Origin of the sequence: Qipengyuania marisflavi, assembly GCF_005884405.1 — a bacterium.
Taxonomy (GTDB): domain Bacteria; phylum Pseudomonadota; class Alphaproteobacteria; order Sphingomonadales; family Sphingomonadaceae; genus Qipengyuania; species Qipengyuania marisflavi.
Genome location: NZ_VCAO01000001.1, coordinates 147178 through 173723, shown reverse-complemented (window position 1 = coordinate 173723; position 26546 = coordinate 147178). Strand labels below are relative to the sequence as shown.

The window sequence follows — 26546 nt, the reverse complement described above, 5'->3', positions numbered from 1 at the left end:
TGCGACTGGCATAGGCCCTGCTTGGCGGCTAAGCCCGGCGCGTCATGGCATCTCGCCCCATCCCCGTTCCTGCCATCGCTATTGCGCTGACAACCTGTGTCATTCTGTTGCTGCTTGGCTTCGACTGGGTGGCAGTGGTGGCGGTTCTGCTGGTCTGGCTGGGCTCGCTGTGGCTGGTCGGCGATGCCCCGCCCCCGATTGAAACCGAACGCAACGGCTCACCATTCCTGCGCGATACTATGGACGATCTGGTCGAGCATTCCGAAACGCCGGTGCTGGTGACCGAGGGTGACCGCGTGACAATTGCCAACCTTGCCGCACGCAAGCTGCTGGGCGCGCATGTGCTGGGGCAGGATGTGCGGATGGCATTGCGCCAGCCCGAGGCGGTTCGGCTGATCGACCGGGATGGCGATGGCGTGGCGGTGGTGCGAGGGCTGGCACGGCGGCGCGATATCTGGCGGATCAATCGCAAGAAGCTGGATTACGGGCTGGCGGTGATCGAATTCGTCAACAAGACCGCCGAAGCTGACATTAGCCGCGCGCACACCGATTTTGTCGCTAATGCCAGCCATGAATTGCGCACGCCGCTGTCCTCCATCATCGGCTATGTCGAAACGCTGCGTGAAGGCGGTGACGAGCTTGATAGCGCCACAGCCAACCGCTTCCAGAAGACGATCCTACGCGAGGCGCGGCGGCTGCAGGCGCTGGTCAGCGATCTGATGTCGCTGTCACGGATCGAAGCCGAAAAGCACGAGCTTCCCGAGGATCACGTTGAACTGGCAGCACTGGCCGAGCGCGCTGCGCAGGACGGCGCAGGGGCCGATGACGCTGACCGGATCGCGTTTTCCACGCCGCATGGCTTCACCGTGCGCGGCGATACTCAGCAGCTTGAGCAATTGGTGCGCAATCTGGTCGAGAACGCGTGCAAATATGGAACTCCCGAGACGCCAGTTGCCGTAACGCTGGAGCCGGTTGGCGACAACCGGGTGTCACTGAGCGTGGCTGATCAGGGGGAAGGCATCGCGTCTGAGCATCTTCCCCACCTCACCCGGCGGTTTTACCGCACCGATCCGGGCCGCAGCCGAGCGTCGGGCGGCACCGGCCTTGGACTTGCCATCGTCAAACACATTGTCGAGCGTCACCGCGGGCGAATGGATATCACCAGCGCGCCGGGACAGGGCACCAAAGTGACAGTCGAGCTGCCGTTGGCGCCCGAAGAACCGGGTGAAGGCACGGATTAATCCACACAGTTTCCATTGCGCAAACCCACGTGTCACATGGCTGTAATATCGCCGTCATAGAGGCCGATCCGGATCGAAACCGTCTAGGAATTTTCCGGGTATGTCTCTTCTTCGTCTTTCCGTCATGGCTGCCGCGCTCAGCTGCACCGTCGCCACCCCGCTCTATGCACAGGACACCGCCAGCGAATTGGCCGCCATGCGCGCTCAGCTGGATGCCATGAACACGCGGATCAATCAGCTCGAGGGCGAGCTGCAGCAAGCCAATCAGCAAATCGAATCGCAGGCCACCATCGTCGCGGCACTGCCTGCTGCCGCAGAGCCTGACACCAAAATCAGCTGGAAAGGCGCACCAGTCATCGAAGGCAAAGGCGGGTGGAGCTTCAAGCCGCGTGGCCGCCTGCAATTCGACGCGGGCATCACCAATGCGCCCGATTCGACCGGTCGCGAAGACGGTTTTGGCAATGAAGTACGCCGCGCCCGACTGGGCGTTCAGGGCGACATACCCGGTGGTTTCGGCTACAAATTCGAAGTCGATATCGCCGGTAACGATGTCGAAGTCGCCGATGGCTTCCTGTCCTATGAGGATGGCGGGCTGACCGCGACCGTTGGTCACCACAACAATTTCCAGGGCCTGGAAGAACTGACCAGCAGCCTCAACACCTCGATGATCGAACGTGCCGCCTTCACCGATGCGTTTGGCTTTGAACGCCGCGTCGGTGCCTCGCTGCAATATGGCACAGGCGATGTGCTGGTTCAGGGCGGCGTGTTCACCGACAATATCGGTGATCTGTCGAACAAAAACTGGAGCGCGGATGGCCGTGTGGTGGCCATGCCCAAGATGGGCGGCACCCAGCTCCACCTTGGCGGATCCATCCACTACACCGACCTCGAAGATGGCAGCACCGTGCGTTACCGCCAGCGCCCGCTGGTCCACTTCACCAGCAATCGGTTCATCGACACCGCCAGCCTTGGCGCGTCGAGCGAGTTCGGGCTGGGCCTCGAAGCCGCTGCGATCTCCGGCCCGTTCCATGTAACGGGCGAGGCGTTTTGGCAGCAGCTCAATCGCCCCGGCGCCTTGAGCGATCCCACCTTCTTCGGCGGCTATGCCGAAGTGGGATACTTCCTGACCAGCGGTGACAAGCGCGGGTACAAGAAGGGGACTTTCGACCGCATCAAACCCAAAAACGCTGTTGGCGAAGGCGGCATCGGCGCCATTCAGGTCAATTTGCGCTACGACTATCTCGATCTCAACGATAGCGGGATCGTGGGCGGAATACAGAACGGGTTTGGCGCATCGCTGGTGTGGACCCCGACCGACTACACCCGCTTCCTGCTGAATTACGGCAAGATGGTTTATGACGATGCGGTCTATCCCACGGCCAACGGTGACCGGTCTTATTCGGTCGATGCCTTCGCCGTACGCGCGCAGGTCGATTTCTGATCCGAGGACCGCTAAAGGGACGGTCGAATCGTCCCTTTCAGCGGAAGTCGGAGGCGTGTCGCGACGCTGTAACAATTCTGCGCTCTGGCGCTGTCAGTCTTCCAACCCAAGGGGTTTTATCATGTTCAAGACCAAGCATATCGTATTCGCCGCAGTATCTGCCCTCGCCCTTGCGGCTTGCGGCGGCAATGGCGGTGACGGCGGCGGTTCGCGCGATTCTATCCGTGCAGTCGGATCGTCCACCGTGTTCCCGTTCGCCAAGGCGGTTTCGGAAAGCTTTGTGCGTTCCAACCCGGATTTCAAATCGCCCATCATCGAATCCATCGGCTCGGGTGCCGGCATCTCTGAATTCTGCAAGGGACTTGGCCCGAACACGCCGGACATCGCCAACGCCTCGCGCCGCATGAAGGCCAGCGAATTCGCGACCTGCGGCAGCAATGGCGTGACCGACATCATCGAAATTCAGGTTGGCCTCGACGGTATTGCGCTGGCATCGGCGCAGGGCGGGATCACCATGAACCTGACGCCAGAGATTGTTTACAAGGCGCTGGCCGCCAAGCCCTTTGGCAAGGAACAGACCACCAAGACGTGGTCCGATGTCGATCCCTCACTGCCGAACAAGCCGATTCTGGTTTACGGCCCGCCCTCCACCTCGGGAACGCGCGACGCGCTTAAGGAACTGGTGCTTGAAGCCGGGTGCAAGACCAATGCCGACATGAAGGCGCTAAAGGACAGCAACGAAGACGAGTTTAAGACCCTGTGCACCGAAGTGCGTTCAGACGGCCTTTATGTCGATCAGGGCGAGCAGGATAACCTGATCGTCCAGAAGATCGAAAGCAATCCAAATGCCGTGGGGATTTTTGGCTACTCCTATCTTGAGGAGAACGCCGACAAGGTGCAGGGGCTGAATATGAACGGCGTTGCCCCGACCTATGACAACATCGCAAGCTTCGCCTATCCCGGCGCGCGTCCGCTTTATATCTATGTGAAAAAGGCGCATCTGAACGCCATTCCCGGCCTCAAGGAATTCTTGGCTGAGTGGAGCAATGTGTGGAGCAAGGACGGCCCGCTGGCCAAGCTTGGTCTGGTCGCTTCGCCTGACGACGTGATGGCAGCCAATGCCAAGGCTGTGACCGAGTTCACGACCCTCGATGGCGCGCAGCTGAAGTAAGGCTCGCACCAGAGTATGTCCCCAGCCATCCTGCTTCTCCTGGCCCTCGGGCTCGGCCTTGCCGGATGGCTGGCGGCGCGCGCACGCGCGTGGAGTTTCCGCCGGGCCAAACCCGGCATCAAGCTGGCCGCATTACCCAGTTACCATGCGTGGTATGTGGCGCTGTGGATCGCAGTGCCGGTGCTGTTATTCGTGTCCTTGTGGACCGTGATTTCACCGGGTCTGATCACGCAATCGGTGCTGGCCGACGCTGCCGCATCGAACCTGCCCAGCTTCGGCTTTCAGCGTCAGATGATCCTGAACGAAGCGCGCAATGTTGCCACCGGAGCCGCGCCAGCGGTGTTCAATCCCGACGCTGCGGCGCTGGTTGATCCCTACCGCGCGGCCATCGCGCGCTATCAGTGGATCGGGCTGGCAGTGACGCTGGCAATCGCATTTATGACAGGTGTTTGGGCGTTTCTGCGGCTGAAGCCTGACTTTACCGCCCGCACTCGCGTCGAACGCGCAGTGATGGGCATCCTGCTGGCCGCTTCGCTGATCGCGATCCTCACAACCTTGGGCATTGTGGTCAGTCTGGTGGTTGAAACCATCCGGTTTTTCGGGATGGTCTCACCACTCGATTTCCTGTTCGGGACGCATTGGGGTCCCGACCCGATGGCCAATCCAGAGGTGCCAGATGGCAGCCGCTATGGCGCGATCCCGCTGTTCTGGGGCACTATCTTCATCGGCGCGATTATTGCGATGATCGTCGCGATCCCGCTTGGATTGATGAGCGCAATTTACCTTACACAATACGCTACCCCCCGATTGCGTGCCTGGCTCAAACCGGCGCTCGAAATTCTCGCTGGCGTGCCGACAGTGGTCTATGGCTATTTCGCCGCGCTGACTGTTGCGCCCGCTATCCGCGACCTTGGCTTTTCGTTGGGGATGTCCAACCCTTCCAGCGAGAGTGCGCTGGCCGCTGGTCTGGTCATGGGCGTCATGATCATTCCCTTCGTTTCATCGATGGCGGACGACAGCATAGCGGCGGTTCCGCAGGCAATGCGCGATGGCAGTCTGGCAATGGGTGCGACCACCAATGAGACAATCCGCCGCGTGCTGGTGCCCGCCGCCCTGCCCGGTATCGTGGCCGGGGTGATGCTGGCGATCAGCCGCGCAATTGGTGAAACCATGATTGTCGTCATGGCCGCCTCCACTGCGGCCAACCTGTCTGCCAACCCGCTTGAGGCGATGACCACGGTCACTGTGCAGATCGTCGCCATGCTGACCGGCGAAGGCAGCTTCGACCATCCCGCCACGCTCAGCGCCTTTGCGCTGGGCTTTGTGCTCTTCCTCGTGACGCTGGGGCTCAATTTCATCGCCCTGCGCGTCGTCAAGCGGTACCGGGAAGCCTATGACTGACGCGGCTGAGCCCACTCGCACCCCGACCCGCACGGCAGCTTTCGAAAAGCGGTTGCAGCAGCGCTACGCAGCGGAAAAGCGGTTCAAGGCCCTGGGTCTGGGCGCGGTGCTGTTCTCCGTCGGCGTGTTGCTGTTCCTGCTGGTCACTATGACCATCAACGGGATCGGCGGGTTCCAGCGCACTGAACTGACTGTGCCGATAGACTTCTCGCAATCCGGGATCGCGGCAGATCCGGTGATGATGGAGCAGGCCGGTGCCGCCAATTCGCTGAAGGCGCAGGGGCTGCCCGCTGTGGTCGAATTCTACGCGGTCAAGGCGCTTGGCGAAGCGGGAGCCGAGGAACTCAGCGCAACCGCGTGGCGCGATGTTGCCGATGCCGTGATTGCCGATCCGCAAACCCTCAGCAGCGAAGTTACCTTCAACCTGCCCGCCAGCGCCGATCTGGCAGCAGGCTATTCGGGTGAAGGCTCGCCCGAACTACAGGCGCTGGCCGCCGATCTCGCTGACAAGGGCGTGTTGGAGAAGAATTTCGACACCGGCTTCCTGCAACGTGCCGATGCCACCGATCCGCAGGCGGCAGGCATTTGGGGCGCGCTCAAGGGGTCTATCCTGACCATGATCGTCACCCTGCTGCTGGCATTTCCCATCGGTGTGCTGGCGGCGCTCTATCTTGAAGAATACGCTCCCAAGAACCGCTGGACCGATGTGATCGAAGTTTCGATCAACAATCTGGCGGCTGTGCCCTCGATCATCTTCGGCCTGTTGGGGCTCGCGGTGTTCCTGTGGATCTTCCCCAGCTACCGCTCTGCCCCGCTGATCGGCGGTATGACATTGGCGCTGATGACCATGCCAGTCATCGTGATTTCCGGGCGCAATGCTATTAAGGCGGTCCCGCCCAGTATCCGCGATGGGGCGCTGGCCATCGGCGCCTCTCCGGTTCAGGTGGTTTTCCATCATGTTCTGCCGCTTGCCCTGCCCGGCATTCTGACGGGCACCATCATCGGCATGGCGCGCGCATTGGGCGAAACCGCGCCGCTGCTGATGATCGGTATGCGCGCCTTTGTCGCTACGCCGCCCGATGGCTTTACCTCGCCCGCAACCGTATTGCCGGTGCAGATCTTTCTGTGGTCGGATGAAATCGACCGCGGCTTCGTTGAACGCACCAGCGCGGCAATTATCGTGCTATTGCTGTTCCTGCTCGTGATGAACGGCCTCGCAATCTACCTGCGCAACAAATTCGAGAAAAAATGGTGACTGTAGTCCATCCCAATCTGGAAGATACCGACGCCAAGATGCAGGCGCGCGATGTGTCCGTATATTACGGAGACAAGAAGGCGATTGACGAGGTGTCGATCGACATCCCGACCAAATATGTCACGGCCTTCATCGGCCCGTCTGGCTGCGGCAAATCGACTTTCCTGCGCACGCTCAACCGCATGAACGACACCATTCCTTCGGCGCGGGTTGAAGGCTTGATCGAACTGGACGGGGCGGACATCTATCGCTCTGGCATGGATGTGGTGCAGTTGCGCGCCCGTGTGGGGATGGTATTCCAGAAACCCAACCCCTTCCCAAAGTCGATTTACGAAAACATCGCTTACGGCCCCCGCATCCACGGGCTGGCCGAGGGTAAAGACGAGCTCGACGCCATAGTCGAAAAATCGCTTCAGCGGGCTGGTCTGTGGCAGGAGGTCAAAGACCGCCTGCAGGACAGCGGCACCGCGCTTTCGGGTGGCCAGCAGCAGCGGCTTTGCATCGCACGCGCCATTGCCGTCGATCCCGAAGTTATCCTGATGGACGAGCCTTGCTCGGCCCTGGATCCCATTGCGACCGCCAAGATCGAGGAGCTGATTGACGAGCTTAACGGCAGCTACGCCATCGTCATCGTCACCCACTCGATGCAACAGGCCGCCCGCGTCAGCCAGCGCACCGCATTCTTCCATCTGGGAAAAATGGTGGAATACGGGCGCACATCTGACATATTCACCACCCCGCTCGAAAAGCGGACCCAGGACTATATTACGGGACGGTACGGCTGATGCAGGAACACACCGTCAAGGCATTCGACGAGGACATCACCCGGCTGCGCGGCCTGATCGCGGAGATGGGCGGACTGGCCGAAGTTGCAGTGCATGAATCGATGGAAGCGCTGGTCAAGGGCGACGACGCGCTGGCCGACCGCGTGGTCAAGAATGACCGCAAGATCGACGCGCTGGAAACCGCAATCGACAAGCTGGCCATTCGCGTGATCGCATTGCGCGCACCGATGGCGGACGATCTGCGCGAAGTGATTGCCGCGCTCAAGATCGCCGGCGTGGTGGAGCGGATCGGCGATTATTCCAAGGCTATCGCCAAGGCCAGCAAGGAAATCAGCCGCAGCCGCAAACAGTTTGAACCGCTGACCCTGCTCCCTGCAATGGCCGAAGTGGCCGCCGAAATGGTCCATGATGTGCTGACCGCCTATGCCGCGCGCGATGCCGAATTGGCACTCCAGGTCATCGCCACCGATGAAAAGGTCGATGCGTTCTACAATTCGATTTTCCGCAATCTGGTCAGCCACATGGTCGAAAACCCCTCGACCATCAGCAGCGCTGCACAATTGCTGTTCGTGGCGCGCAATCTGGAACGCGTTGGCGACCATGCAACGAATGTTGCTGAAATGGTCCATTATGCCGCAACCGGGGTTTATCCGCCCGACGACGATGGCTGACACATTACTGTAGCCTGGAGGTCATAAAGCTTTGCCGACCGAGACGAATCTTTCGCAGGAAGGCGCTCCAGTGCACGCGGCCAAACTATTGCTGGTTGAGGACGATCCCGCCCTCTCTGAATTGCTCGAATATCGCTTCACCAACGAGGGGTACCGCGTCCGCACCACTGCGGACGGTGACGAGGCGCTGCTGCTGGCAAGCGAGGACGTGCCCGATCTTGTGATCCTTGACTGGATGATAGAAGGGACCAGCGGGATTGAGGTTTGCCGCCGCCTGCGCCGCGACAAAGCCACTGCGCACATCCCGATCATCATGCTGACCGCCCGCGAAGTCGAAGACGACCGCATACGCGGGCTGGAAACCGGCGCCGACGATTACCTGACCAAGCCATTCTCACCGCGCGAGTTGCTGGCGCGGGTGGCGGCAGTGATGCGGCGGATCCGTCCGGCGCTGGCTGGGGAGAGCCTGCAAGTCAGCGATGTCGCGCTGGATCCCGTCGCCTATAAGGTCACGCGTCAGGGACAACCCATCCATGTCGGCCCCACCGAGTTTCGCTTGCTCAAATTCCTGATGGAAAATCCCGGCAGAGTGTTCAGCCGCAACCAATTGCTCGACGGTGTCTGGGGCACGGAAAGCGATATCGAGCTGCGCACTGTGGACGTCCATATCCGCCGTTTACGCAAAGCTATCGAAGTGGACGGCGGTGCCGAACTGATCCGCACCGTGCGCAGCGCAGGCTATTCGATCGAACCCTGAGTTACCGGCAGACACTGCTCCAGCGCGCCGTCATATCCAGATGCAGATGATCGCGGTGTGCGGCATTGTAATCGGGGCTGAGAACTGTTGCGAAAGCGCCGCAAGCCCCATCGCGGATTTCCCGCAGGAAGCGGGCCTTGTCCCCCTCACCCTGCCAATCGCGCAGCACGCTGATGCGCGTGCCATCGGCCAGAACAAAACCGGCGATGTCGATAGCATTGGCAGTCGCGTGCTCGCTCCAAGGGCCGTCATTTCGGCCATAGAGACGGCGGCAGGAATAGGCACCAAGATGCTCTATTTGTTCGACTTTACTACCGAAAATATCCTGTGCAGCCGACTCGAGAACGTCACGTTTCCACCGCTTCAATGCCACTGCCGACAGACATGTCATTGGCGGCGTCGCAGGACTGAGCGGATAATCAGTCAACCGCGTCCGATCCTCGCGCCGACAGTCGCCTTCGCCCGCCGGCGCCAGAGCGGCAAAGCCAATCTCGCTACGCTCCAGAACCGCGCGGCAGGCTGCTGTATCGCTTCTTAAGGCCAGCAGCTTGGCCTCGGTGGCCCATCCCTCAGGATGCCTCAAATCCAGCGGAGCCCACGGATCATGCTGGGGATGTGCGGCCAGCCAGGTGCGCCCGCCAACCAGCAACGCCAGCAGCATGAGCAGGGCCACAACCCGTCGGTCGCCCGAAAACCTGCCGATCTTTCGCGAGATTACCGCCACCGGCTTACATTCCCAGCAAATCGGTCAGGATGACAGCCGCAATCATCAGGAAGGCACCGCCAATGCCCCTGTCAATCCACTTGCGCGTGGCCGCACTCTCCATCACTCCGGCCAGCTTGCGACCGGCACCAATATACATTCCGCCAATCGCCAAATCGGCGGTCAGCGCGACCAGCGCCAGCACCATGATCTGCACCCCAACCGGGCTCCCCGCATCAACAAATGGCGGAATGATCGCAGCCATGTAAATCAGCGATTTCGGATTGCCGATCGCCACCATGATCCCATCGCGAAAGGCATGGCGCGAAGGTTCCCTTGCAGGTTCAGCAGCAGCGTCATCGCTACGGAACGAATGCCTGATCGCCGCAATGCCCAGCCATGCCAGATACAGCACGCCTGCCACTGCCAGCAGCCGAAACGCCAGCGGATATGCCGCCGCCAGCGTGCCAAGGCCAAATGCCGCCACGATCCACCAGACCACATAACCGATCTGCATACCCAGCAACGCCGCGATGCCCGACCGCGCACCGCGCCAGATCGCCTGGCTGGTCACAAACAGCATCGAAGGCCCCGGCACAATGCTGGTGGTGGCAGTTACCAGCGCAAATGCAGCCAATTTTTCAGCGTCGATCATGTCCAGCGCCTAGCAATATCCTCAGTAGAAATCGCGCGATTTCGGAATGATGGATTGGTGATGCGCAAGCTTACTATGCTTCGGCTGCATACAGCATCAATTCTGCTCTAGCTGCGCGAGCCGCACTTTTACCGCCGCAAGATCCGCGTCAAACAGCCGCGTCTGTTCCTCGCACGCAGGTCCTTCAAGGCGCAGCAGGTAGGAAGGGTGCGCGGTGATCCACAGCTCGCTACCATCATCGAGCACTATCGGCGCACCGCGAGCCTTGGTGATGCTGACCGTCTTGCCCAGCACTCCGCGCGCGGCGCTGGCCCCCAGTGCGAGCACCAGCCTTGGCTGCACGATCGCGCGCTCGGCCTCCACCCACCAGCGGCAGGTATCGATCTCCTTCGCGGCGGGCGATTTGTGCAATCGCCGTTTGCCACTCATCACGTATTTGAAATGCTTGACCGTGTTGGTGACATAGGCCCGCTGACGATCAATTCCGGCCCTTTCCAGATGGCTGTCGAGTAGCTGCCCCGCAGGCCCGACAAAGGGGCGCCCGGCCAAATCTTCCTGATCACCCGGCTGCTCGCCCACAATCATCAGCGCCGCATCCTGCGGCCCCTCGCCCATCACCGCGTGATTATCCAGATTGCCAATCGGGCATTTGCGGCAGGCATGGAGCGCCTTGTCGATAGCGGTGAGCGTTTCGGGCCGCTGATCGAATTCCAACGCGCCCGCCGCCACCATTGTGGCCTCGCGCGCCTGTGCCCCGGCAATCAATTCCGGGATCAACGCGGCTTCGGGCATATTCTTCCAGTATTTCCTGGGCATTTCCTTCAGCATAGCGCCGACCTTCAGCCGCGCAGGATTGAAGATCGAGGCATAATATTTGCGCCACAAATCCTCCATCGGATCACCCTCAGGAGCATCGCTGCGCTGGGCAGGAGGACCTTCCGACATGGTTTTGCCATCCCAATGCAGACAGCCTTGCGGGGTCAGGATCGACCATTTCATGTTGGCGAAGCGGCGCATGAAGAACCCGGCATTGGCACGCAGGATGTGATGCTCCGGCTCGAACCAGGCGACATAGTGCTCGCCCACTTCCTCACCTTCTGGACCTTCTGGACTTTCTAGACCTTCTGGTTCCACAAGGCGGAAACGCACGAAAGCGTGCATCTTGTGACTGTCACGCCGGACATTCTTGGCGAGCTCTTCGATCCGGCGCACATCGCTATCGGCCTTGTCTTCCATCATCCGCGGGGCCGCCTGCAACCGCCATAACAACCGGTAAAGCAGCGCAAAACGGTCAGCGTCGGAATGCAGGATGGCGTTGCGCGCCAGACTGACGAAGCGCTTGTTCGCGCGCACGAGGCTGGCACCGGGAGGTGGGACCGGCATCTGCCGTTCGCCGTGCGGAGACGCAGCTGCCGCGAACAGATCGCCAGAGCCGCCCGGTTCCACCCACGCAACCCGCTCTGGCGGCACGTCACTTTGCACCAGCGTCCGCGCACGCTCGCGCCAAAAGTCGAAATCATCCGCTTCGGGGAGCCTGACGACGTAATGCGCATCAATCTTGGCGTGCTGGAGCGCAATCATGTTGTGAACAGTTCCAGCTGTTCGGTCTTGGGCGCCAGCAGGCTACGCAGATCGGCCCGGTCCGTCAGTGTCACCGGGCGCCAGTCCGCCGCGCATATGAAGGGACGCACCTTGGTGATCGACAACGTCAGCTTCGCCACATCATCAAGGCGCAAAGTACGGTGCCGGCGTGACGCGACAATTTTGTGAACGGCCTTCACCCCCAGACCGGGCACTCGCAGCAATTGTTCCCGACTGGCACGATTGACGTCGACCGGGAAACTTTCGCGGAATTTCAGTGCCCAGGCCAGCTTGGGATCAATATCCAGCGGCAAATTACCGTCCGCATCGGTCGCCTGCATAACCTCGGCGGGTTTATAGCCATAGAACCGCATCAGCCAGTCAGACTGATACAACCGGTGTTCGCGAATAAGGGGCGGACGTTTCAGCGGCAACACTGCGCTGGCATCAGGAATTGGGCTGAAGGCCGAATAGTACACCCGGCGTAATTTGAAGCTATCATACAGCCTGCTTGCCTTGCCCACGATATCGGCATCACTGGCCTTGTCCGCACCGACAATCATCTGGGTTGATTGGCCTGCTGGAGCAAAGCGCGGCGCATGACGGAAACGTTTTCGCGCATCCTTGTTCTCAGCCAGATCCGAAGTAACCTGACCCATCGCGCCTTCGATCTGACGCGCATCCTTGTCCGGCGCGAGTCGGGTCAGACCAGCATCGGTGGGCAATTCGACATTGATGGAAACCCGGTCAGCATAAAGACCCGCCTGATGCGCCAGCTGGGGATCTGCTTCTGGAATAGTCTTGAGATGGATGTAACCACGGAAATCATGCTCTTCGCGCAGGATCCTCGCCACTTCCACCATCTGCTCCATAGTGTGATTGGAACTTTTCACGATGCCGGAGGACAGAAACAGACCCTCGATATAATTGCGGCGGTAGAAGTTCAGCGTAAGATCCACCACTTCCTGCGGCGTAAATCGCGCGCGCTCCACATTCGAACTTTTCCGGTTGATGCAGTAATGACAATCGAAAATGCAGTGATTGGTCAGCAATACCTTGAGCAGCGAGATGCAGCGTCCATCGGGCGCATAAGCATGGCAAATACCCATCCCCTCAGTCGAGCCGATGCCTTTTCCGCCAAGCGAGCTTTTCTTCGTCGTCCCTGAAGAAGCGCAGGACGCATCATATTTGGCTGCATCGGCAAGGATACCGAGTTTTTCGAGGATAGTTTTAGCAGCCATTCGTTCCTTATATGTTCTTTTTTGCGATTTGCCAGCATCATAAGTTAAGTTGCGGGAACCCTCTGGGACATTGAGCGTAAATGGCCACGGACCGGGCCCCTCTGGCGAGCAGATGCTCGTGATGTCGGACGTATCAGCTGCCATCGGCCCGCGCGTTATTCTCGCATCGATGGTGAAGATATCACGCGGTTTTCGCGATCGGCCCCCGGTTTTCAGCCGATGATCCAACGCAGGCCGTCTGTTGGAGCATGACATGAAGTATTTCGCATCCCTCGCCCTCGTTGCAATGGCCGCCGCGCCGCTGGCCGCCGCAGAGAAAGACTGGCACTTTGGCGACGGGACCACTCCCGAACGCTGGTCCACGGTAAATTCGGATTACGCGCTGTGTGATGCCGGATTGAACCAGTCACCGATCGATTTGGGGGGCGCCAACACGCGCGGCGACATCGATGTTGCTCTGAATTACGGCACGGGTGCTGGTACAATAGTGCTTGGCACTGAAAAGGTGCAGGTCGATTTTGCTGCCGGCATGGGAATGATGTCAGGTGGCAAGCAATTCAATCTCTTGCAGGTACATTTTCACACACCGTCGGAGCATGCCATCAACGGCAAACGCTTTCCGATGGTGGCGCATTTCGTTCATGCTACCGAAGCCGGTGAGCTGGGTGTGTTCGGTGTAATGTTTGCCGAGGGTGCGGCCAATCCCGCACTTGGCGCTATCGTCGATGGTGTGGCTGCGGGCAAAGGCACGCCAGTCGCGTTCGACGTCAGCGATCTGATCCCTGAAGATGACGATATCTTCCGCTATATGGGCTCACTGACAACCCCTCCGTGTAGCGAAGGCGTGAACTGGCACGTCGCGCAGACCCCAATGACCGCAAGTGCCGCACAGATTGCGGCAATGGAAGCAAAGTTGGGGCCTAGTGCCCGTTCGCTGCAGCCCATCGGCACGCGGTTGGTGGTTGCTCCGGCCGAATGATCAAACAGGACCCGGCGCATTTCGTGCCGGGTCCTGTTTGTCCCTAAGACGCCGCTAACCCTTAGCGAAAGCACCGACTTAACCACTGCAGGCCGAAGCGCATTGGCAGAACGGGAGCTTTCGGGTGGCGCTATTTCACAAGACATCATTTGATCCCGAGACTGACCGGCGTTCTGTACGGCGCTGGGTGGTCGATTGCGAAGCAGCGCTCAAGATGCTGGGCGGTGATCGGCTTGGTCGGCTGAGCGATCTGTCGGAAACCGGCGCGCGGCTGGAACTGGATCAGCCGCCCGCACAAGGCGCATCCGGTTTGCTGGTCTGGTCGGATCAGGAACATTTCTGCAAAATCATCTGGGTGAAGCAAACCAGCTGCGGGGTATTGTTCGAACGACAGATTGCGCGATCAGTCGTCGAGGCGACAGCGAAGGCAGTCGATGTACCGACCGGGCCGGTCGCCGATTTCAGCAATATCCCGCTGGGTCAGAAACGGTCGCGGCGCGCATCGCTTGTCAGCTCAGCGCAGGGTTCAGCGTACCGCAAGCCGGATGCTGACAGGACCAGCCGAATTCTGGAGATATTTCGATGAAAATTGCGCTCGCGGTCGGCACTATTGCTGCTGGCATTGCTGTTCCGGCGATTGCTCAGGATGAGGTTGAGCGCGATTTGCGTGATCGGCCCGCCGCCTGTGTGCCGGGTCAGGTTATCATCCCGCCGTTCAACAACACGCCAGAGGCGATGGACCAGTCGCGCTATGCCGCCACGGTCGTCATGGGGGAACGCGCGCGCTCGGGCGAGCGCTCGGTCAACGTCTGCCAGACCAGCGCCGTAGCTCCCGAAATCTCGGAACTGAAGCACGGTCCGGAAACTCCCATAGATCCAGAATATGATCCTGAACTGGATGATCTGCCCGACGATGCACCGCCGTCTGATGCGCCGGTCTCGACAGACGCTGGGTGAAAACGCAATCAACGCCAAAAATCGGGACCGAAATCCTGCTTCGCACATTGGATATGCGAAGGAGAAAACCCTGATGAAACACGAACAAGCCGATCCTGAAGCCCTCAAGGAAAAGTTCTGGCGCGCCCTTGCCGATTCGCCCTTTCTGTTTCTCCAGCGCAATGACGATCCCTCGACTGCGGTGCCGATGAGCCCGCAGCTCGACAAGGATGCCAACAGCTCGATCTGGTTCTTTACCCATACCAAGAGCGCATTTGCCAAGCTAGGTGCGGTTACTGCCACTTACGAGGGCAAGGGGCACGACATGTTCGCCCGCTTCAACGGCACGCTGGTCAAGGAAACCAGTCAGGAACGCTACGACCAGTTCTGGAATAACTTCGTCGAGGCCTGGTACGACGAAGGCAAGAATGATCCGGACATTCTGTTCCTGCGCATGGATCTGGGCACTGCCGAGATCTGGGACGGGGACATCGGATTGCTGAACACCGCCAAGATGGCGCTGGGCATGTATGTCGAGCCCGAGGCAGAAAAGCAGCACGTCAAGGAAACCACGCTCTAAGGCGCTCTACCACGGCGCCATCAGCGCAAGACCAATAGCAAAAGGGCCGCTCATGCAAAGGAGCGGCCCTTTCTGTATTCAGCTACCCAGCAGGGACGGGAACAGGCCGGTGACCAGAATAATCGTCACTGCAATCGGACACAGCCACGCAATCAGAAAACGCCACAGGCCAAATGCCCACGGTGACAGTCCGGTTGTGGTCCGGATCAAATTGCGATCCGCTTTCCACCCGACGAATATCGATGTCAGCAATGCGCCCAGCGGCAGCATGATCTTGCCGGTAAACCCGTCAATCGTGTCGAGAATATCGGCGTCGGCAAACAGCGGCCAGAAGCTCAGCGGACGCACATCGGACCAGACATTATAGCCCAGCAGGCAGGCAATCCCGATCACGAACGCGCCGCCGCCAAAGATTGCCGCCGACTTGCCGCGGCTCCAGCCTTTTTCACCAATGCCGTATGCCGTCGGAACCTCCAGCAGCGAGATGGAGCTGGTTATGGCAGCAACCAGAATCAGCAGGAAGAACAGGAAGCCGATCAGGGCTCCCGCTGGCATCGACTGGAAGGCAAAGGGCAGTGACTGGAACACCAGCGTCGGCCCCGCTGCCGGATCCAGCCCGACGGCGAACACGATGGGGAAGATCATCAGACCGGCAATCAGCGCAACGCTGGTATCCGCAATTGCGATCATCGCCGAAGTCGGGCCAAGCCCGCTGCCTTCCTTGATGTAAGATCCATAGGTAATCAGCCCCGCCACGCCCAGCGAGAGCGAGAACAGCGCTTGACCCAGCGCCGAGTTCATCACTGTCGGGGTCAACTTTGACCAGTCTGGTGTGAACAGGAAAGCGATGGTTTCGCCCATGTCGCCGACAATGGCGCCATAGATCGTGATGCCCAGCAACAGCACGAAGAACATCGGCATCAGCACGGTGGCCGCCTTTTCGATGCCAGCGTGCACACCGCGAGCAACGATGAACAACGTTGCACCCATGAAGACCAGATGCATGGCAAGCAGCAGGCCCGGGCTGGCGAACAGATCACCCATGCGGCCCTGCACCATTTCCTTGCTCTCTCCCGCCAATGCTCCGCGGAAAGGCTCTCCATCGCCGATGGCCTGCAGCAGATCACCGCCCATTACACCGACATAATAAAGCACCCAGCCGGCGACGACCGAATAGAACGACAGGATCAGAAACGCCGCGATGGCACCGACACCGCCGAAGAACGACCATGCCGGCGAAGCTTGCGATTGCGCCGCGACCCGGCGGATCGATCCAACCGCGTCGGTCTGGCCAACCCGGCCAATGAAAATCTCCGACAGCACCAGCGGCAGGCCGAGCAGGAACACGCAGCCGATATAAAAAATCACGAAGGCCCCGCCCCCGCTTTCACCCGCCAGCGTCGGGAACCGCCAAATATTTCCCAAACCGACCGCTGCGCCAATGGCAGCAAGAATAAAGGCTGACCGCGAGGACCAGCCCTCGCCCGTGGTTCCGCTCACAGCGACCATGTATCGTATCCCTTCCCATCGCGGCGTCCCTCCACCGCTTTTATCAAGCGGCGTCTTGGCATGAAACAGCTGCCTGCGCCAAGCTATGCTTTGCCTTATTCCCCTTGCTTGCTAGGCACGATCACATGTCCACGACCTTTCAACTCGACACCTCCACCAGCCGCGCCAACCCCACGCCGCAGCCGATGAAGCGCCTGACGGTGCCAAAGATTCGCGCGCGCAAGACTGATGGTGGGACTGACGAACCGCTGGTGATGCTGACCGCCTATACCGCGCGGCAGGCGCAATTGCTGGATGAGCATTGCGATCTGTTGCTGGTCGGCGATTCGTTGGGACAGGTGATTTACGGCCTGCCCTCCACCATTCCGGTCACGCTGGACATGATGGCCAACCACGCCGCCGCCGTGGTGCGCGGCAGTTATCACGCTGTGGTGGTGGTCGATATGCCCTTCGGTTCATACGAGGCATCGAAGGAACAGGCGTTTGAAAGCGCGGCTTTCCTGCTGAAGCAAAGCGGTGCCGCAGCGGTCAAGCTGGAAGGCGGGCAGGCGATGGCCGAAACGGTCGCTTTCCTGTCCCAGCGGGGCATCCCTGTGATGGGCCACGTCGGCCTTACCCCGCAGGCGGTTAATGTGCTGGGCGGCTATATGGCGCGCGGCCGCAGCGATGCCGAAGCGGAAAAAATTGTAAGCGACGCCAAGGCGCTAGACGATGCAGGGGCCTTTGCCATCGTCATCGAAGGCGTGGTCGAACCGATTGCCATTGCGGCAACGCAGGCGGTGACATGCCCGACAATCGGCATTGGTGCTTCTGCACAATGCGATGGCCAGGTGCTGGTTACCGAAGACATGCTGGGCATGTTCGAACGGGTGCCCCGCTTTGTGAAGCGGTATGAAAACATCGCCGAGATGATCGTGAAGACCGTGGCCCGCTATGCCGGTGAAGTGCGTGATCGCAGCTTCCCCGGACCCGAACAGACTTACCAACCCAAGGACTGAGCCGCCCGATGGCTATGATCATGCGTTACTACGGCTTTTCGCTCGCCTTCATGGCGGTCTGCCTTGGCCTGGCTGGCTGGTATGGCTGGTCGAGCACGGGCACGCTGGCGGGGACATTATCATTGCTGTGGATCGTGTTCGTGTTGTCGATCCTCGAAATTTCGCTCAGCTTCGACAATGCTGTGATCAACGCCTCTGTGCTGAAGGACATGGACGAAGTTTGGCAGAAGCGATTCCTGACGTGGGGCATCGCCTTTGCGGTCTTCGGAATGCGGGTGGTATTCCCGCTGGCCATTGTGGCGATTGCCGCAGGCATCGGACCATTGGAGGCGATCAATCTGTCGCTGAATGATCCGCAGGAATACGAGCGGATTGTCAGCTCGGCGCATGTCGGCATTGCCGGCTTCGGCGGTGCATTCCTGGCGATGGTGGGCCTGAAGTTCTTCTTCGACCGCGAGAAAGACATTCACTGGATCCGCATGATCGAGAGGCATCTGGCGAAGTTTGCCGCGCTCCCTGCGGCAGAGATTGCACTGCTGTTGCTGGCATTGTGGGGCATTTCGTCAATGCTACCGCCCGCAGACGCGCTGACATTTCTGATCGCGGGAATGCTGGGGCTGGTGACCTTTATCGCAGTGGAAGGGATCAATTCGATCCTCGAAAGCCGCGAGGCAGCGTCACAGTTGGCCGGTGCCGCGGTGCGCAGCGGACTGGGCGGGTTTCTGTATCTCAACGTGCTGGACGCCAGTTTCAGTTTTGACGGTGTGATCGGGGCCTTTGCGCTGTCCAACAACATGATCGTGATTGCGCTGGGTCTGTCGATTGGTGCGATGTTCGTGCGTTCAATGACTATCCATCTGGTGCGCAGGGGCACGCTGTCGGCCTATCGCTTCCTTGAGCATGGGGCGTTCTGGGCGATACTGGCGCTGGCAGCGATTATGCTGCTGTCGGCACGGTTCCATATTCCAGAGACTATCACCGGGGTTATCGGGGCGGTGCTGATCGGTCTGTCGCTGTGGTGGTCGGTGCGGTACAATCGCCATCACCCGCAGGATGCTGCGCCAGACGACTAGCCAGCGGCGCTGCGACCACCAGCTGGATCAGATGATACAGCAGCAGCGGCACCACGATAAATCCTGCAGCTTCGGGCGCGAACAATATGGTCGCCAGCGGTGCGCCAACAGCGGCGCTTTTCTGCGCCCCGGCAAACAGGAACGACACCCGATCGGCGCGGGGAAGGCCAAGCATACCGCCTGTCAGCCATGCTCCGCCATGCGCCAGCAACAGCATAACCGCGACCAGTCCCAGCAGCGCCGCCCACGCCTGAGGCGCAACGCGGGTCCAGATACCCTGCTCCACAGCTCCGGAAAACGCGACATAGACTGCAATCGCAATCGCCATCCGGTCAACCCAGACGATATTGTGGCGATACCGGGCCGTGAAGCTGTGCGCCGCGGTCTGAAGCGCCTGTCCGATCACGAATGGCAACACCAGCAGCAGCAGGATTTTGGCTATTACCGCACTGCCAACTGCGCCCTGCCCGCTGCCGCCCAGCAACAGGAAAACGGGAACCGTGACGAACACCCCCACGATATTGAGCAGCGCGGCGCTGACCACCGATAGCGCCAGATTGCCCCCGCCAAGCGAGGCGTAAGACGTTGCTGACTGGACCGTCGATGGCAGCGCTCCAAGATAGAGAAAGCCCAGCGCAATCGCGGGCGGCAGCAGGGGCTCGCTCAATGCATTCAGCCCCAGCCCGAGCAGCGCCATTGCCCCGAATACAAACAGGATCAGCGGCAACAAGAACCGCCAATTCGCCAGACCGGCCAGCACGTCGCGCCGCGCAATGCGCAATCCGTTGAGCAGGAACAGCAGGAAAACCGCCGCATTCGCGACCAGCTGAGCCGTGTCACGCGCTTCCCCACGCGCAGGCAGCAATGCGGCCAGCAGCACGGCGGCAACCAGCATCCGCAGCATCGGATCGGCAAATAGTGTGCGCAGCGCCATACTGCGCCCCTGCCGCGCAGCCTCACGCTTGTCGAGGCTCTAACGCAGCCGCAAGGCGCCGAGCTTGGCTTCAAGCTCGCTGCGGGCGTCCGCTTCGTCGTCGGGAAGCGCCGCGATCAGTGCGGCAATCGCCGCCTCGTTCATCGGTTGCATATCATGCGCGGCAAGCGCGAATTCGAGCGCCGCCGCGCTATCACCCAGCTGTCGTGCCGCCACACTGCGCGCCCCCAACACCCAGGGGACACGGGCCATCCCGTTGACCAATGCCGCGTCGAGCAGATCCGCTGCGCGGTGCCACTCACCATTGGCAGCATAGGCATCGGCCAGCAATGCCAGCGCTTCGCCCTCAGTCGGGTTTCCTCGCACATAGGTTTGCAGCAAACTGATCGCCCGCGCTCTGTCCGGCTCGGCAGCAACCCGCCGCAGAGTCAAAGCCCAGGGCTGGCGCACCTGCGCCGAAGTGGCATAGGCACGGCGCGCTGCGCGCCGGTTGCCACTGGCAAACTCAGCATCGCCAAGCAGTGCCAAGGCGTCCGCCGATCCGGGATAACGCTTAGCAAGGTCGCGCGCCTTCTGCCGCGCCAATCGGGTGTTGCGCCCAGCTATTGCAGCGCGGATGGCATCGCGTGCCGCCAGTACGCCCTTGTTGTTTGCGCCGCTTGGCAAGGCAGACAGGCTGGGGTTCCGCAAAGCCGCAAGATCAAGGAAACGGGCGGCAAGATCGCGCCGACCCATTGCCTCATATGCCCGTCCCACAAGGGTCCGTAGATAGGGCGATCCTGCGGGGCCAGCAGCGAAAGTACTGTACCGCCGCACCAACTCTCCCTCGCGGCCGCTTTTGAGCAGCGCCTGCGCAAGCAGGTCGCGGACCAGCGCATTGTCCGGCTGTTCGCTCGCCAGCCGATCAAGCGCCTGTGCAGCGCTGGCGACATTGCCCGTCTCCAGATCGATTATTGCCGACAACATACGCGCCGCCGGACTGCCGCGACCTGCGCTGCCAGCACGCTGCAACAAACTGCGGGCGAGCAGATAATTACCGCCCCGCGCCGCGATGACCGCGCGCAGATAAAGCGAGCGAGCACTGTTCGGGAGGGTGCTTCGCAAAGTATCAAGCGCTTGATTGACACTGCCTGCATCGCCCAATGTGGCAGCAAGTTCATCGCGAAGGTCTGAATTATCCGGGCGCGTTGCCAATGCTGCCTCGAACCAGGGAGCGGCATTGTTGGGCCCAAAAGCATCGCGCGCCAATTCGCCGCGGAACCGCAATGCTTCCGCATTCAGGGGACCAAACCCGACCGCGCGATCAGCTGCTTCGACAGCCTGCAATTGTTCACCGCCGCGATAACGCAAGCGGCCGATATCAACCCACAATTCCGGGTTTTCTGGCGCGATAACATAGGCTTGGTCAAAGGCCTTTGCTGCAGCAGTCAGATTGCCTTTACGCAGCGCAAGGCGCCCCTGCATCCGCAATCCAAGAACGCGCGTTGCGACCGAAAATTCCCCTGGGTCCAGCCAGACATGCGCTTGTGCCAGATCGCCGCATGCCAACGCAGCCTCGCCCATCAGCGCGGCAATTTCCTGTTTCGCGGTGCCATCGGCCAACATCGCCCGCAGCGCAGCTTCGCCCGCCACCAGATCCCCCGCATCCAGTGCCGCACGCGCGCTATCATACTGATTCAGAACCGCGTTTTGGTCAGCGCACCCCGGCATTCCGAACAACAGCAGCGCGGCGAGTGCTACTCTGGCTCTGCGATCACGCCTGCAAGTCATATTGCTTGAGCAGATCGTACAGGGTCGGGCGGCTGATCCCCAACAGTTTGGCCGCGCTCGAGATGTTCCCTTCACTACGAGCCAAAGCCTGCCGGATCATCCGGCGATCCGCCTGTTCGCGCGCGCTTTTCAGATTGAGCGCCATCTCGTTCTCGTCTGCGTCGCCATCAGACAAATCGAGGTCTTCCGGCGCCACCAGCTTGCCGTCCGCCATGATGACCGCGCGCTTGACCCGGTTCTCCAACTCACGGACGTTGCCCGGCCAATGCCAGCCATCGACCGCCGCCAGCGCGTCGGGCGCAAAGCCCTTCACCTGCGGGTTCATTTCGGCAGAAAACTTTTGCAAAAACGCTTTTGCCAGCAAGACCGCATCACCCGGACGTTCCGCCAGCGTGGGGATTTTGACCACGATTTCGGCCAAGCGATAGAACAAGTCTTCGCGGAACAAACCCGCCCCGATCATCGCTTCCAGATCCTGATGCGTGGCACAGACAATCCGCGTGTCGACAGCAATTTGCTTGCGCCCGCCGATCCGTTCGATTGTGCGTTCCTGCAAAAAGCGTAGCAATTTGACCTGTAGCGGTAGCGGTATGTCGCCCACTTCATCCAGGAACAAGGTGCCGCCATCGGCCAGCTCGATCTTGCCCTCGGTGGTCTTGATCGCGCCGGTGAATGCGCCCTTCTCATGCCCGAACAGCTCGCTCTCGAGCAGGTTCTCCGGGATCGCGGCGCAATTGATCGCCACGAAGGAACCCGTGCCGCGCCCGCTCGCCTCGTGGAGTCCGCGGGCCAGCAATTCCTTGCCCGTACCGCTGGCGCCCAGCAGCATGACCGATGCGCTGGTGGGTGCCACCCGCTCGATTGTGCGCGCAACCTTCGCCATTTCGGGTGCAGCGGTGACCATGCTGCCCAAGACGCGGCGGTCCTCGCCCACTTTTTCGGCCAGCCTCCGGTTTTCCGCTTCGATTTGATGCAGACTATGTGCCCGCTGCACAATCAGACCCAGAGTGTCGATGTCGACCGGCTTCTGGTAGAAATCATATGCTCCGCGCTCAATCGCCTGCAGCGCGCTTTCCCGCGCCCCGTGACCGGATGCCACCACAACCTTAGTGTCGGGCTTCAACGCCATAATCGCATCAAGCACCGCAAAGCCTTCGGTCGTACCATCGGGGTCTGGCGGCAAGCCTAGGTCGAGCGTGACCACTGCCGGCATTTCGGCCCGCAGCGCGGCCACAGCCGCCTCGCGATTGCCCGCAATGACCACGTCAAAATCGTCATAGGCCCATTTGAGCTGTGCCTGCAGACCCTCGTCATCCTCGACGATCAGCAGCTTGGGTTTGCTCTGTGACATCAGGCTGTCTCTCGTTTGGGCGGCTGGGTGCCGCGCTCAATCATCTGGGCCGTTGCGTGGAGCGGCATGCTGACCGTGAAGCGTGTGCCCAGCCCTTCACGAGATTCGACATCGAGCCGTCCGCCCATCGCGCGGATAAGTTCACGCGCTTCAAATGCGCCAATGCCAAAGCCGCCCTCCTTGGAGGACACGAATGGTTTGAACAGTTTGTTGCGGACGTATTGCGCGCTCATCCCGTGGCCGTTGTCGATCACTTGGACATTCCCGCTCAGCCCGTCGCTGAACACTTCGAGCATGACCGGGCCATCGGGCTCGCTGGCATCGATGGCGTTCTGAACAAGATGGGCTAGCGCTTGCTCAAACGCCTCCTGATCGCCGCTGACCTTGGCCTTTTCGGCGCGCAGAATGGACACCGGATGCGTGCGACCACAACGGTCAATTACCGCCCGCGCGCTGGTGACCAGATCGAACTTGCTATAGGCGTCGCGGCTCTGAACCCCGTACCGGCCAAGCCTTGCAAGCAAAGCATTCAGCTTGTCCGCACTGTTCCGCAGCGTGACCAGCATATCCTTGCGGAATTCGGGCTTGTCGGCGTGCTTTTCCGCATTGCGCAGCAGCAGCGACATCTGGCTCGACAAATTCTTGATGTCATGCAGCACAAACGCCATCCGGCGGTTGAATTCATCGAACCGGCTAGCCTCAAGCAGGGCCGCTTGCCCGGTCTGCTCGGCCAGATAGCTCGCAAGCTGGCGGCCCACCACACCCAGTAGATCGAAGTCTTCCCAATCCATCTTGCGCGCAACCAGCGGTCGGGCCAGCACCACCACGCCAACCAGACGGTCGAAATGCTGTAACGGGACTGCTGCCCAGGCCCGGGTGTCTTCACGCAGGCTGTCAGGCATCAGTGCGCACTCGCCGTAGTAATCAACCCCTTCGCGGATCTCGTCAAAATCGACGATCAGCCCCTCGCGCTCAAGGATCGTAGCCAGCGCCAGCGGAAACCCGCGTGGCGGCAATTCGAAACTGTTCCAGTGACAGTCGGCGGTCAGTTCAAGCGAACCGTCTTCCTCAGGCATCAACAGCAGACCCGCCGGGCTGTCGGTAATATCGGCCAGCGCCTTGATGACCCGCTCGTGCAGGCTGGTCTCGTCAAAACCAGTCCGGCCGATGGTGTTGGTGAAGCGGATCCATTCATTGCGGTAGTCATAGCGGTGCTTGAACAGGTGCTTCACTGCCGTCACCCGCAACCAACCGCGCAGCCGCTTGGACGGCATCCAGACCAGCGCCAGCGCGCCCGCCGCGATGATCAGCCCAACCTGCGTCAGCCGCGCCATGTCGCCGGTCAGCATGTTCAGCCACCGGGCAAGTGCAAGCATCAGCGCCAGATAACCGCCGATGACCAGCAGTGACAGAAAGCGGAAAGTGACAGCGCGCGAAGGCCGGAATTCCAGCTCAGCCGATTGCGAGTTGAACCCCAGCGCAAAGGGTATCGCGATCAGACCCGCTGCCAAACCGCGCAGTGCCACCATCTCTGCCGGGACCGCAGATGTCAGATAGGCAATTGTGTAATAATTGAGATCAAACGCCCATAGCGCCGCCAGCGCCGCCGCCGGCCAGCGCAACAGCTGGCGCGATGATGTAGCAGCGCCCAAATACAGATTGTGCAGCAGAACCAGCGCCCCGATAGCCACCAGCATCCGGAACATCGTCGAAGTCTCAAAGATGACCAGCGCCACCTCAGGCCCGATCCCGTAACGCCGCGAAAGCACCACCAGTACAAGCTGGAGCACTTCCACAAAAGCGAGCGCGATCACCGCAGGGCGCACCAACCGCAGGCTTTCGTCCCGGCCATCATTGGCGAACAGACGGAACAGCACAAACAGCCACGCAAGATTGCGCGCGATTTCGGTCAGCTGGACGATCGGCTGGCCGGGTTCGAAACTGGCCGCGGCGAAACACCAGTTTGCACTCAACGCCAGCGCGGCAACCGCCGCCATCCGGTCAATCCGCTGTTCATCACCCTTGCGCGCCACCCACAGCGCCGCCAGCGCACAGATGATGGCCCCGGCGGTATAGGCAATATAGGTCATGGTTGCTGCCACTGGCATCAGCGCGCGCCCTCCGGCCACAGGATCACCCGCGCGGTTTGCAGCAGGATCACCAGATCAAGGAAGGGGGTGTAATTCTTGGCATAATACAGATCATATTCCAGCTTATCGCGGGAATCTTCAAAGCTGGCGCCATAGGGAAAATTGATTTGTGCCCATCCAGTGATGCCCGGTTTTACCATATGGCGTTCGCCGTAATAGGGCAGTTGCTCTTCCAGATCTGCGACAAACTTGGGCACTTCAGGGCGCGGGCCGACAAAGCTCATCTGGCCTTTGAGCACGCTCCACAACTGCGGCAATTCGTCGATCCGCACCGTGCGAATAATCTTGCCGATGCGGGTTATACGCGGGTCATCCTCGGATGCCCATTGGACGCCCGCCGCCTCGGCATTTTCGCGCATGGAGCGTAATTTGTAGAGCGCAAAAGGCTGGCCATAGAGACCGACACGCGTCTGGCGGAAGAAGGCAGGGCCTTTGCTTTCCAGCTTAACCAGGACCGCGAAGATCACGATCAGCGGCAGTGCAACGATCAGCAACAGGCTGCTGACCACGACATCGAAAACACGTTTGCCGATGCTTGAAATCATCTGACCGGACGAGAAGCCGTCCGAAAAAATCAGCCAGCTGGGGTTGAGCGTGTCGAGATCAACACGGCCAGTCTCGCGTTCCAGGAAACTGCTGAAATCATTGACGTGCACGCCCTTGGTCTTGACCCTGAGCAAGTCCTTCAGCGGCAGCGCATTGCGGCGCTCCTGCATCGCCAGCACCACCTCGGTCGCGCCTGCGCGTTCAACAAACAGGCCAAGATCCGCGATTGATTCTCGCGGTACTGCTTCGCCAATGGTCGCAGTGCTTTCGCTCATGGCGACATAGGCAACGATGGCGAAGCCGCTGCCCGGCCGGCGAGCGAGCTGTCGCAGGCGCTCGGCACGGGGGCCAGCGCCGAGGACAAGGATACGGCGGCGCAGGGCCTCCAGGCCCAGAAAGCGCCCCATAACGATCCGGTTTACCACCAGAGCCACAATCGCGATCAGAGTCGCGATAAGCAGCACGGAGCGCCAGAAAGTGCTGCCGGGAAGGAAGAAGTTCAGCAGCGAAATTGCCAGCACGCCCAGACTGACTGCGACCAGCATTCGCGCAGTGGCGAAGCGCACCGAACGCAGCGCTTCGGGACTGTATGCCCCCACAGAAATCATGGCGACCCAGACCACCATCGCAAAGCCGAAAAGTTCGACGGCCCGACCGGACAGGGACCCTGCCCCTGCGCCGATCTGATAGACCCGCAATTGCCAAGCGGCCTCCCCCGCCAACACAAGCAGGACGATATCCATCAGGCATAGCAGCACGACATTATAGGCAATGTAGTGCTTGAAGAGTCGGATCATCGGCTACGGGCCACGAATAGC

The 26546-nt window shown here is 60.5% G+C and carries 24 protein-coding genes; 14 read left to right on the top strand and 10 right to left on the bottom strand.

The annotated features are described in order from the left end of the window. Window positions 1-44 precede the first annotated feature (44 nt). The 8 genes from FEV51_RS00855 to phoB all read left to right on the top strand — a co-directional run bounded on the left by FEV51_RS00855 (window position 45) and on the right by phoB (window position 8722). Window positions 45-1241, top strand: a complete 1197-nt coding sequence (locus tag FEV51_RS00855) for a sensor histidine kinase (protein ID WP_138615344.1) — start codon at window positions 45-47, stop codon at window positions 1239-1241. A gap of 100 nt (window positions 1242-1341) precedes the next feature. Continuing rightward, window positions 1342-2682 (top strand): porin, encoded by a 1341-nt coding sequence (locus tag FEV51_RS00850; protein WP_138615343.1) that lies wholly within the window; start codon window positions 1342-1344, stop codon window positions 2680-2682. 121 nt (window positions 2683-2803) lie between these two features. Further along, complete coding sequence (locus FEV51_RS00845) at window positions 2804-3853, top strand: substrate-binding domain-containing protein (RefSeq protein WP_138615342.1); 1050 nt, start codon at window positions 2804-2806, stop codon at window positions 3851-3853. Between the two features lie 15 nt (window positions 3854-3868). Then, a complete protein-coding gene (gene pstC, locus FEV51_RS00840; RefSeq protein WP_138615341.1) occupies window positions 3869-5254 on the top strand; it encodes a phosphate ABC transporter permease subunit PstC in 1386 nt (461 codons plus the stop codon). Beyond that, window positions 5247-6509: a phosphate ABC transporter permease PstA gene (gene pstA / locus FEV51_RS00835; protein ID WP_138615340.1), complete on the top strand. Its 1263-nt coding sequence runs from the start codon at window positions 5247-5249 to the stop codon at window positions 6507-6509. Before pstC ends, pstA begins: the two co-directional genes overlap by 8 nt. Next, complete coding sequence (pstB, locus tag FEV51_RS00830) at window positions 6503-7294, top strand: phosphate ABC transporter ATP-binding protein PstB (RefSeq protein WP_138615339.1); 792 nt, start codon at window positions 6503-6505, stop codon at window positions 7292-7294. The genes pstA and pstB overlap by 7 nt, the downstream gene beginning before the upstream one ends. Further along, window positions 7294-7965: a phosphate signaling complex protein PhoU gene (gene phoU, locus FEV51_RS00825; protein WP_138615338.1), complete on the top strand. Its 672-nt coding sequence runs from the start codon at window positions 7294-7296 to the stop codon at window positions 7963-7965. Before pstB ends, phoU begins: the two co-directional genes overlap by 1 nt. A gap of 70 nt (window positions 7966-8035) precedes the next feature. Beyond that, window positions 8036-8722, top strand: a complete 687-nt coding sequence (gene phoB, locus FEV51_RS00820) for a phosphate regulon transcriptional regulator PhoB (protein ID WP_138615337.1) — start codon at window positions 8036-8038, stop codon at window positions 8720-8722. Window position 8723: 1 nt separating this feature from the next. On the opposite strand, the gene FEV51_RS00815 is transcribed toward phoB, so the two are convergent. The 4 genes from FEV51_RS00815 to FEV51_RS00800 form a co-directional block, all read right to left on the bottom strand. Next, on the bottom strand, window positions 8724-9383 hold the full coding sequence (locus FEV51_RS00815; RefSeq protein WP_138616291.1) for an extensin-like domain-containing protein: 660 nt from the start codon (window positions 9381-9383) through the stop codon (window positions 8724-8726). Between the two features lie 67 nt (window positions 9384-9450). After that, entirely contained in the window at window positions 9451-10080 is a 630-nt protein-coding gene (locus FEV51_RS00810) for a LysE family translocator (protein WP_138615336.1), read from the bottom strand. Between the two features lie 96 nt (window positions 10081-10176). After that, window positions 10177-11661 (bottom strand): UdgX family uracil-DNA binding protein, encoded by a 1485-nt coding sequence (locus FEV51_RS00805; protein WP_138615335.1) that lies wholly within the window; start codon window positions 11659-11661, stop codon window positions 10177-10179. Next, a complete protein-coding gene (locus FEV51_RS00800) occupies window positions 11658-12902 on the bottom strand; it encodes a putative DNA modification/repair radical SAM protein (RefSeq protein ID WP_138615334.1) in 1245 nt (414 codons plus the stop codon). Before FEV51_RS00800 ends, FEV51_RS00805 begins: the two co-directional genes overlap by 4 nt. Before the next feature lie 253 nt (window positions 12903-13155). Between FEV51_RS00800 and FEV51_RS00795 the strand changes: the two genes are divergently transcribed. The 4 genes from FEV51_RS00795 (at window position 13156) to FEV51_RS00780 (ending at window position 15397) form a co-directional block, all read left to right on the top strand. Then, on the top strand, window positions 13156-13881 hold the full coding sequence (locus FEV51_RS00795; RefSeq protein ID WP_138615333.1) for a carbonic anhydrase: 726 nt from the start codon (window positions 13156-13158) through the stop codon (window positions 13879-13881). Between the two features lie 124 nt (window positions 13882-14005). Then, window positions 14006-14467: a PilZ domain-containing protein gene (locus tag FEV51_RS00790; protein ID WP_171032996.1), complete on the top strand. Its 462-nt coding sequence runs from the start codon at window positions 14006-14008 to the stop codon at window positions 14465-14467. Beyond that, window positions 14464-14838: a hypothetical protein gene (locus FEV51_RS00785; RefSeq protein ID WP_138615331.1), complete on the top strand. Its 375-nt coding sequence runs from the start codon at window positions 14464-14466 to the stop codon at window positions 14836-14838. The genes FEV51_RS00790 and FEV51_RS00785 overlap by 4 nt, the downstream gene beginning before the upstream one ends. 73 nt (window positions 14839-14911) lie before the next feature. Beyond that, window positions 14912-15397: a pyridoxamine 5'-phosphate oxidase family protein gene (locus FEV51_RS00780; protein WP_138615330.1), complete on the top strand. Its 486-nt coding sequence runs from the start codon at window positions 14912-14914 to the stop codon at window positions 15395-15397. 78 nt (window positions 15398-15475) lie between these two features. Here FEV51_RS00780 and FEV51_RS00775 read toward each other — a convergent pair whose 3' ends face one another. Continuing rightward, window positions 15476-16906, bottom strand: a complete 1431-nt coding sequence (locus FEV51_RS00775; protein ID WP_138615329.1) for a sodium-dependent transporter — start codon at window positions 16904-16906, stop codon at window positions 15476-15478. Between the two features lie 125 nt (window positions 16907-17031). Between FEV51_RS00775 and panB the strand changes: the two genes are divergently transcribed. Both panB and FEV51_RS00765 read left to right on the top strand, forming a co-directional pair. Further along, window positions 17032-17904, top strand: coding sequence for a 3-methyl-2-oxobutanoate hydroxymethyltransferase (panB, locus tag FEV51_RS00770; protein WP_138615328.1), 873 nt, complete (start codon window positions 17032-17034; stop codon window positions 17902-17904). Between the two features lie 8 nt (window positions 17905-17912). Continuing rightward, entirely contained in the window at window positions 17913-18977 is a 1065-nt protein-coding gene (locus tag FEV51_RS00765) for a DUF475 domain-containing protein (RefSeq protein WP_138615327.1), read from the top strand. Here FEV51_RS00765 and FEV51_RS00760 read toward each other — a convergent pair. The 5 genes from FEV51_RS00760 to FEV51_RS00740 all read right to left on the bottom strand — a co-directional run bounded on the left by FEV51_RS00760 (window position 18889) and on the right by FEV51_RS00740 (window position 26525). Further along, entirely contained in the window at window positions 18889-19911 is a 1023-nt protein-coding gene (locus FEV51_RS00760; protein WP_138615326.1) for a bile acid:sodium symporter family protein, read from the bottom strand. The genes FEV51_RS00765 and FEV51_RS00760 overlap by 89 nt on opposite strands. 39 nt (window positions 19912-19950) lie before the next feature. Next, entirely contained in the window at window positions 19951-21543 is a 1593-nt protein-coding gene (locus tag FEV51_RS00755; RefSeq protein WP_171032995.1) for a tetratricopeptide repeat protein, read from the bottom strand. A gap of 121 nt (window positions 21544-21664) precedes the next feature. Then, a complete protein-coding gene (gene prsR, locus FEV51_RS00750; RefSeq protein ID WP_138615324.1) occupies window positions 21665-23032 on the bottom strand; it encodes a PEP-CTERM-box response regulator transcription factor in 1368 nt (455 codons plus the stop codon). Beyond that, complete coding sequence (gene prsK, locus FEV51_RS00745; protein WP_138615323.1) at window positions 23032-25140, bottom strand: XrtA/PEP-CTERM system histidine kinase PrsK; 2109 nt, start codon at window positions 25138-25140, stop codon at window positions 23032-23034. The genes prsR and prsK overlap by 1 nt, the downstream gene beginning before the upstream one ends. Continuing rightward, the gene (locus FEV51_RS00740; protein ID WP_138615322.1) at window positions 25140-26525 is read right to left on the bottom strand and encodes a TIGR03013 family XrtA/PEP-CTERM system glycosyltransferase; all 1386 of its coding nucleotides are present in this window, start codon (window positions 26523-26525) and stop codon (window positions 25140-25142) included. The genes prsK and FEV51_RS00740 overlap by 1 nt, the downstream gene beginning before the upstream one ends. Window positions 26526-26546 lie beyond the last annotated feature (21 nt).

Coding starts and splice junctions, on each gene's coding strand:
- FEV51_RS00805 (WP_138615335.1), bottom strand. CDS start 11,661: ATGATTGCGCTCCAGCACGCCAAGATTGATGCGCATTACGTCGTCAGG.
- FEV51_RS00785 (WP_138615331.1), top strand. CDS start 14,464: ATGAAAATTGCGCTCGCGGTCGGCACTATTGCTGCTGGCATTGCTGTT.
- FEV51_RS00795 (WP_138615333.1), top strand. CDS start 13,156: ATGAAGTATTTCGCATCCCTCGCCCTCGTTGCAATGGCCGCCGCGCCG.
- FEV51_RS00810 (WP_138615336.1), bottom strand. CDS start 10,080: ATGATCGACGCTGAAAAATTGGCTGCATTTGCGCTGGTAACTGCCACC.
- FEV51_RS00765 (WP_138615327.1), top strand. CDS start 17,913: ATGGCTATGATCATGCGTTACTACGGCTTTTCGCTCGCCTTCATGGCG.
- prsR (WP_138615324.1), bottom strand. CDS start 23,032: ATGTCACAGAGCAAACCCAAGCTGCTGATCGTCGAGGATGACGAGGGT.
- FEV51_RS00775 (WP_138615329.1), bottom strand. CDS start 16,906: ATGGTCGCTGTGAGCGGAACCACGGGCGAGGGCTGGTCCTCGCGGTCA.
- FEV51_RS00815 (WP_138616291.1), bottom strand. CDS start 9,383: ATGCTGCTGGCGTTGCTGGTTGGCGGGCGCACCTGGCTGGCCGCACAT.
- prsK (WP_138615323.1), bottom strand. CDS start 25,140: ATGCCAGTGGCAGCAACCATGACCTATATTGCCTATACCGCCGGGGCC.
- FEV51_RS00740 (WP_138615322.1), bottom strand. CDS start 26,525: ATGATCCGACTCTTCAAGCACTACATTGCCTATAATGTCGTGCTGCTA.
- FEV51_RS00780 (WP_138615330.1), top strand. CDS start 14,912: ATGAAACACGAACAAGCCGATCCTGAAGCCCTCAAGGAAAAGTTCTGG.
- panB (WP_138615328.1), top strand. CDS start 17,032: ATGTCCACGACCTTTCAACTCGACACCTCCACCAGCCGCGCCAACCCC.
- pstA (WP_138615340.1), top strand. CDS start 5,247: ATGACTGACGCGGCTGAGCCCACTCGCACCCCGACCCGCACGGCAGCT.
- pstB (WP_138615339.1), top strand. CDS start 6,503: ATGGTGACTGTAGTCCATCCCAATCTGGAAGATACCGACGCCAAGATG.
- FEV51_RS00845 (WP_138615342.1), top strand. CDS start 2,804: ATGTTCAAGACCAAGCATATCGTATTCGCCGCAGTATCTGCCCTCGCC.
- FEV51_RS00855 (WP_138615344.1), top strand. CDS start 45: ATGGCATCTCGCCCCATCCCCGTTCCTGCCATCGCTATTGCGCTGACA.
- pstC (WP_138615341.1), top strand. CDS start 3,869: ATGTCCCCAGCCATCCTGCTTCTCCTGGCCCTCGGGCTCGGCCTTGCC.
- FEV51_RS00760 (WP_138615326.1), bottom strand. CDS start 19,911: ATGGCGCTGCGCACACTATTTGCCGATCCGATGCTGCGGATGCTGGTT.
- phoU (WP_138615338.1), top strand. CDS start 7,294: ATGCAGGAACACACCGTCAAGGCATTCGACGAGGACATCACCCGGCTG.
- FEV51_RS00800 (WP_138615334.1), bottom strand. CDS start 12,902: ATGGCTGCTAAAACTATCCTCGAAAAACTCGGTATCCTTGCCGATGCA.
- FEV51_RS00850 (WP_138615343.1), top strand. CDS start 1,342: ATGTCTCTTCTTCGTCTTTCCGTCATGGCTGCCGCGCTCAGCTGCACC.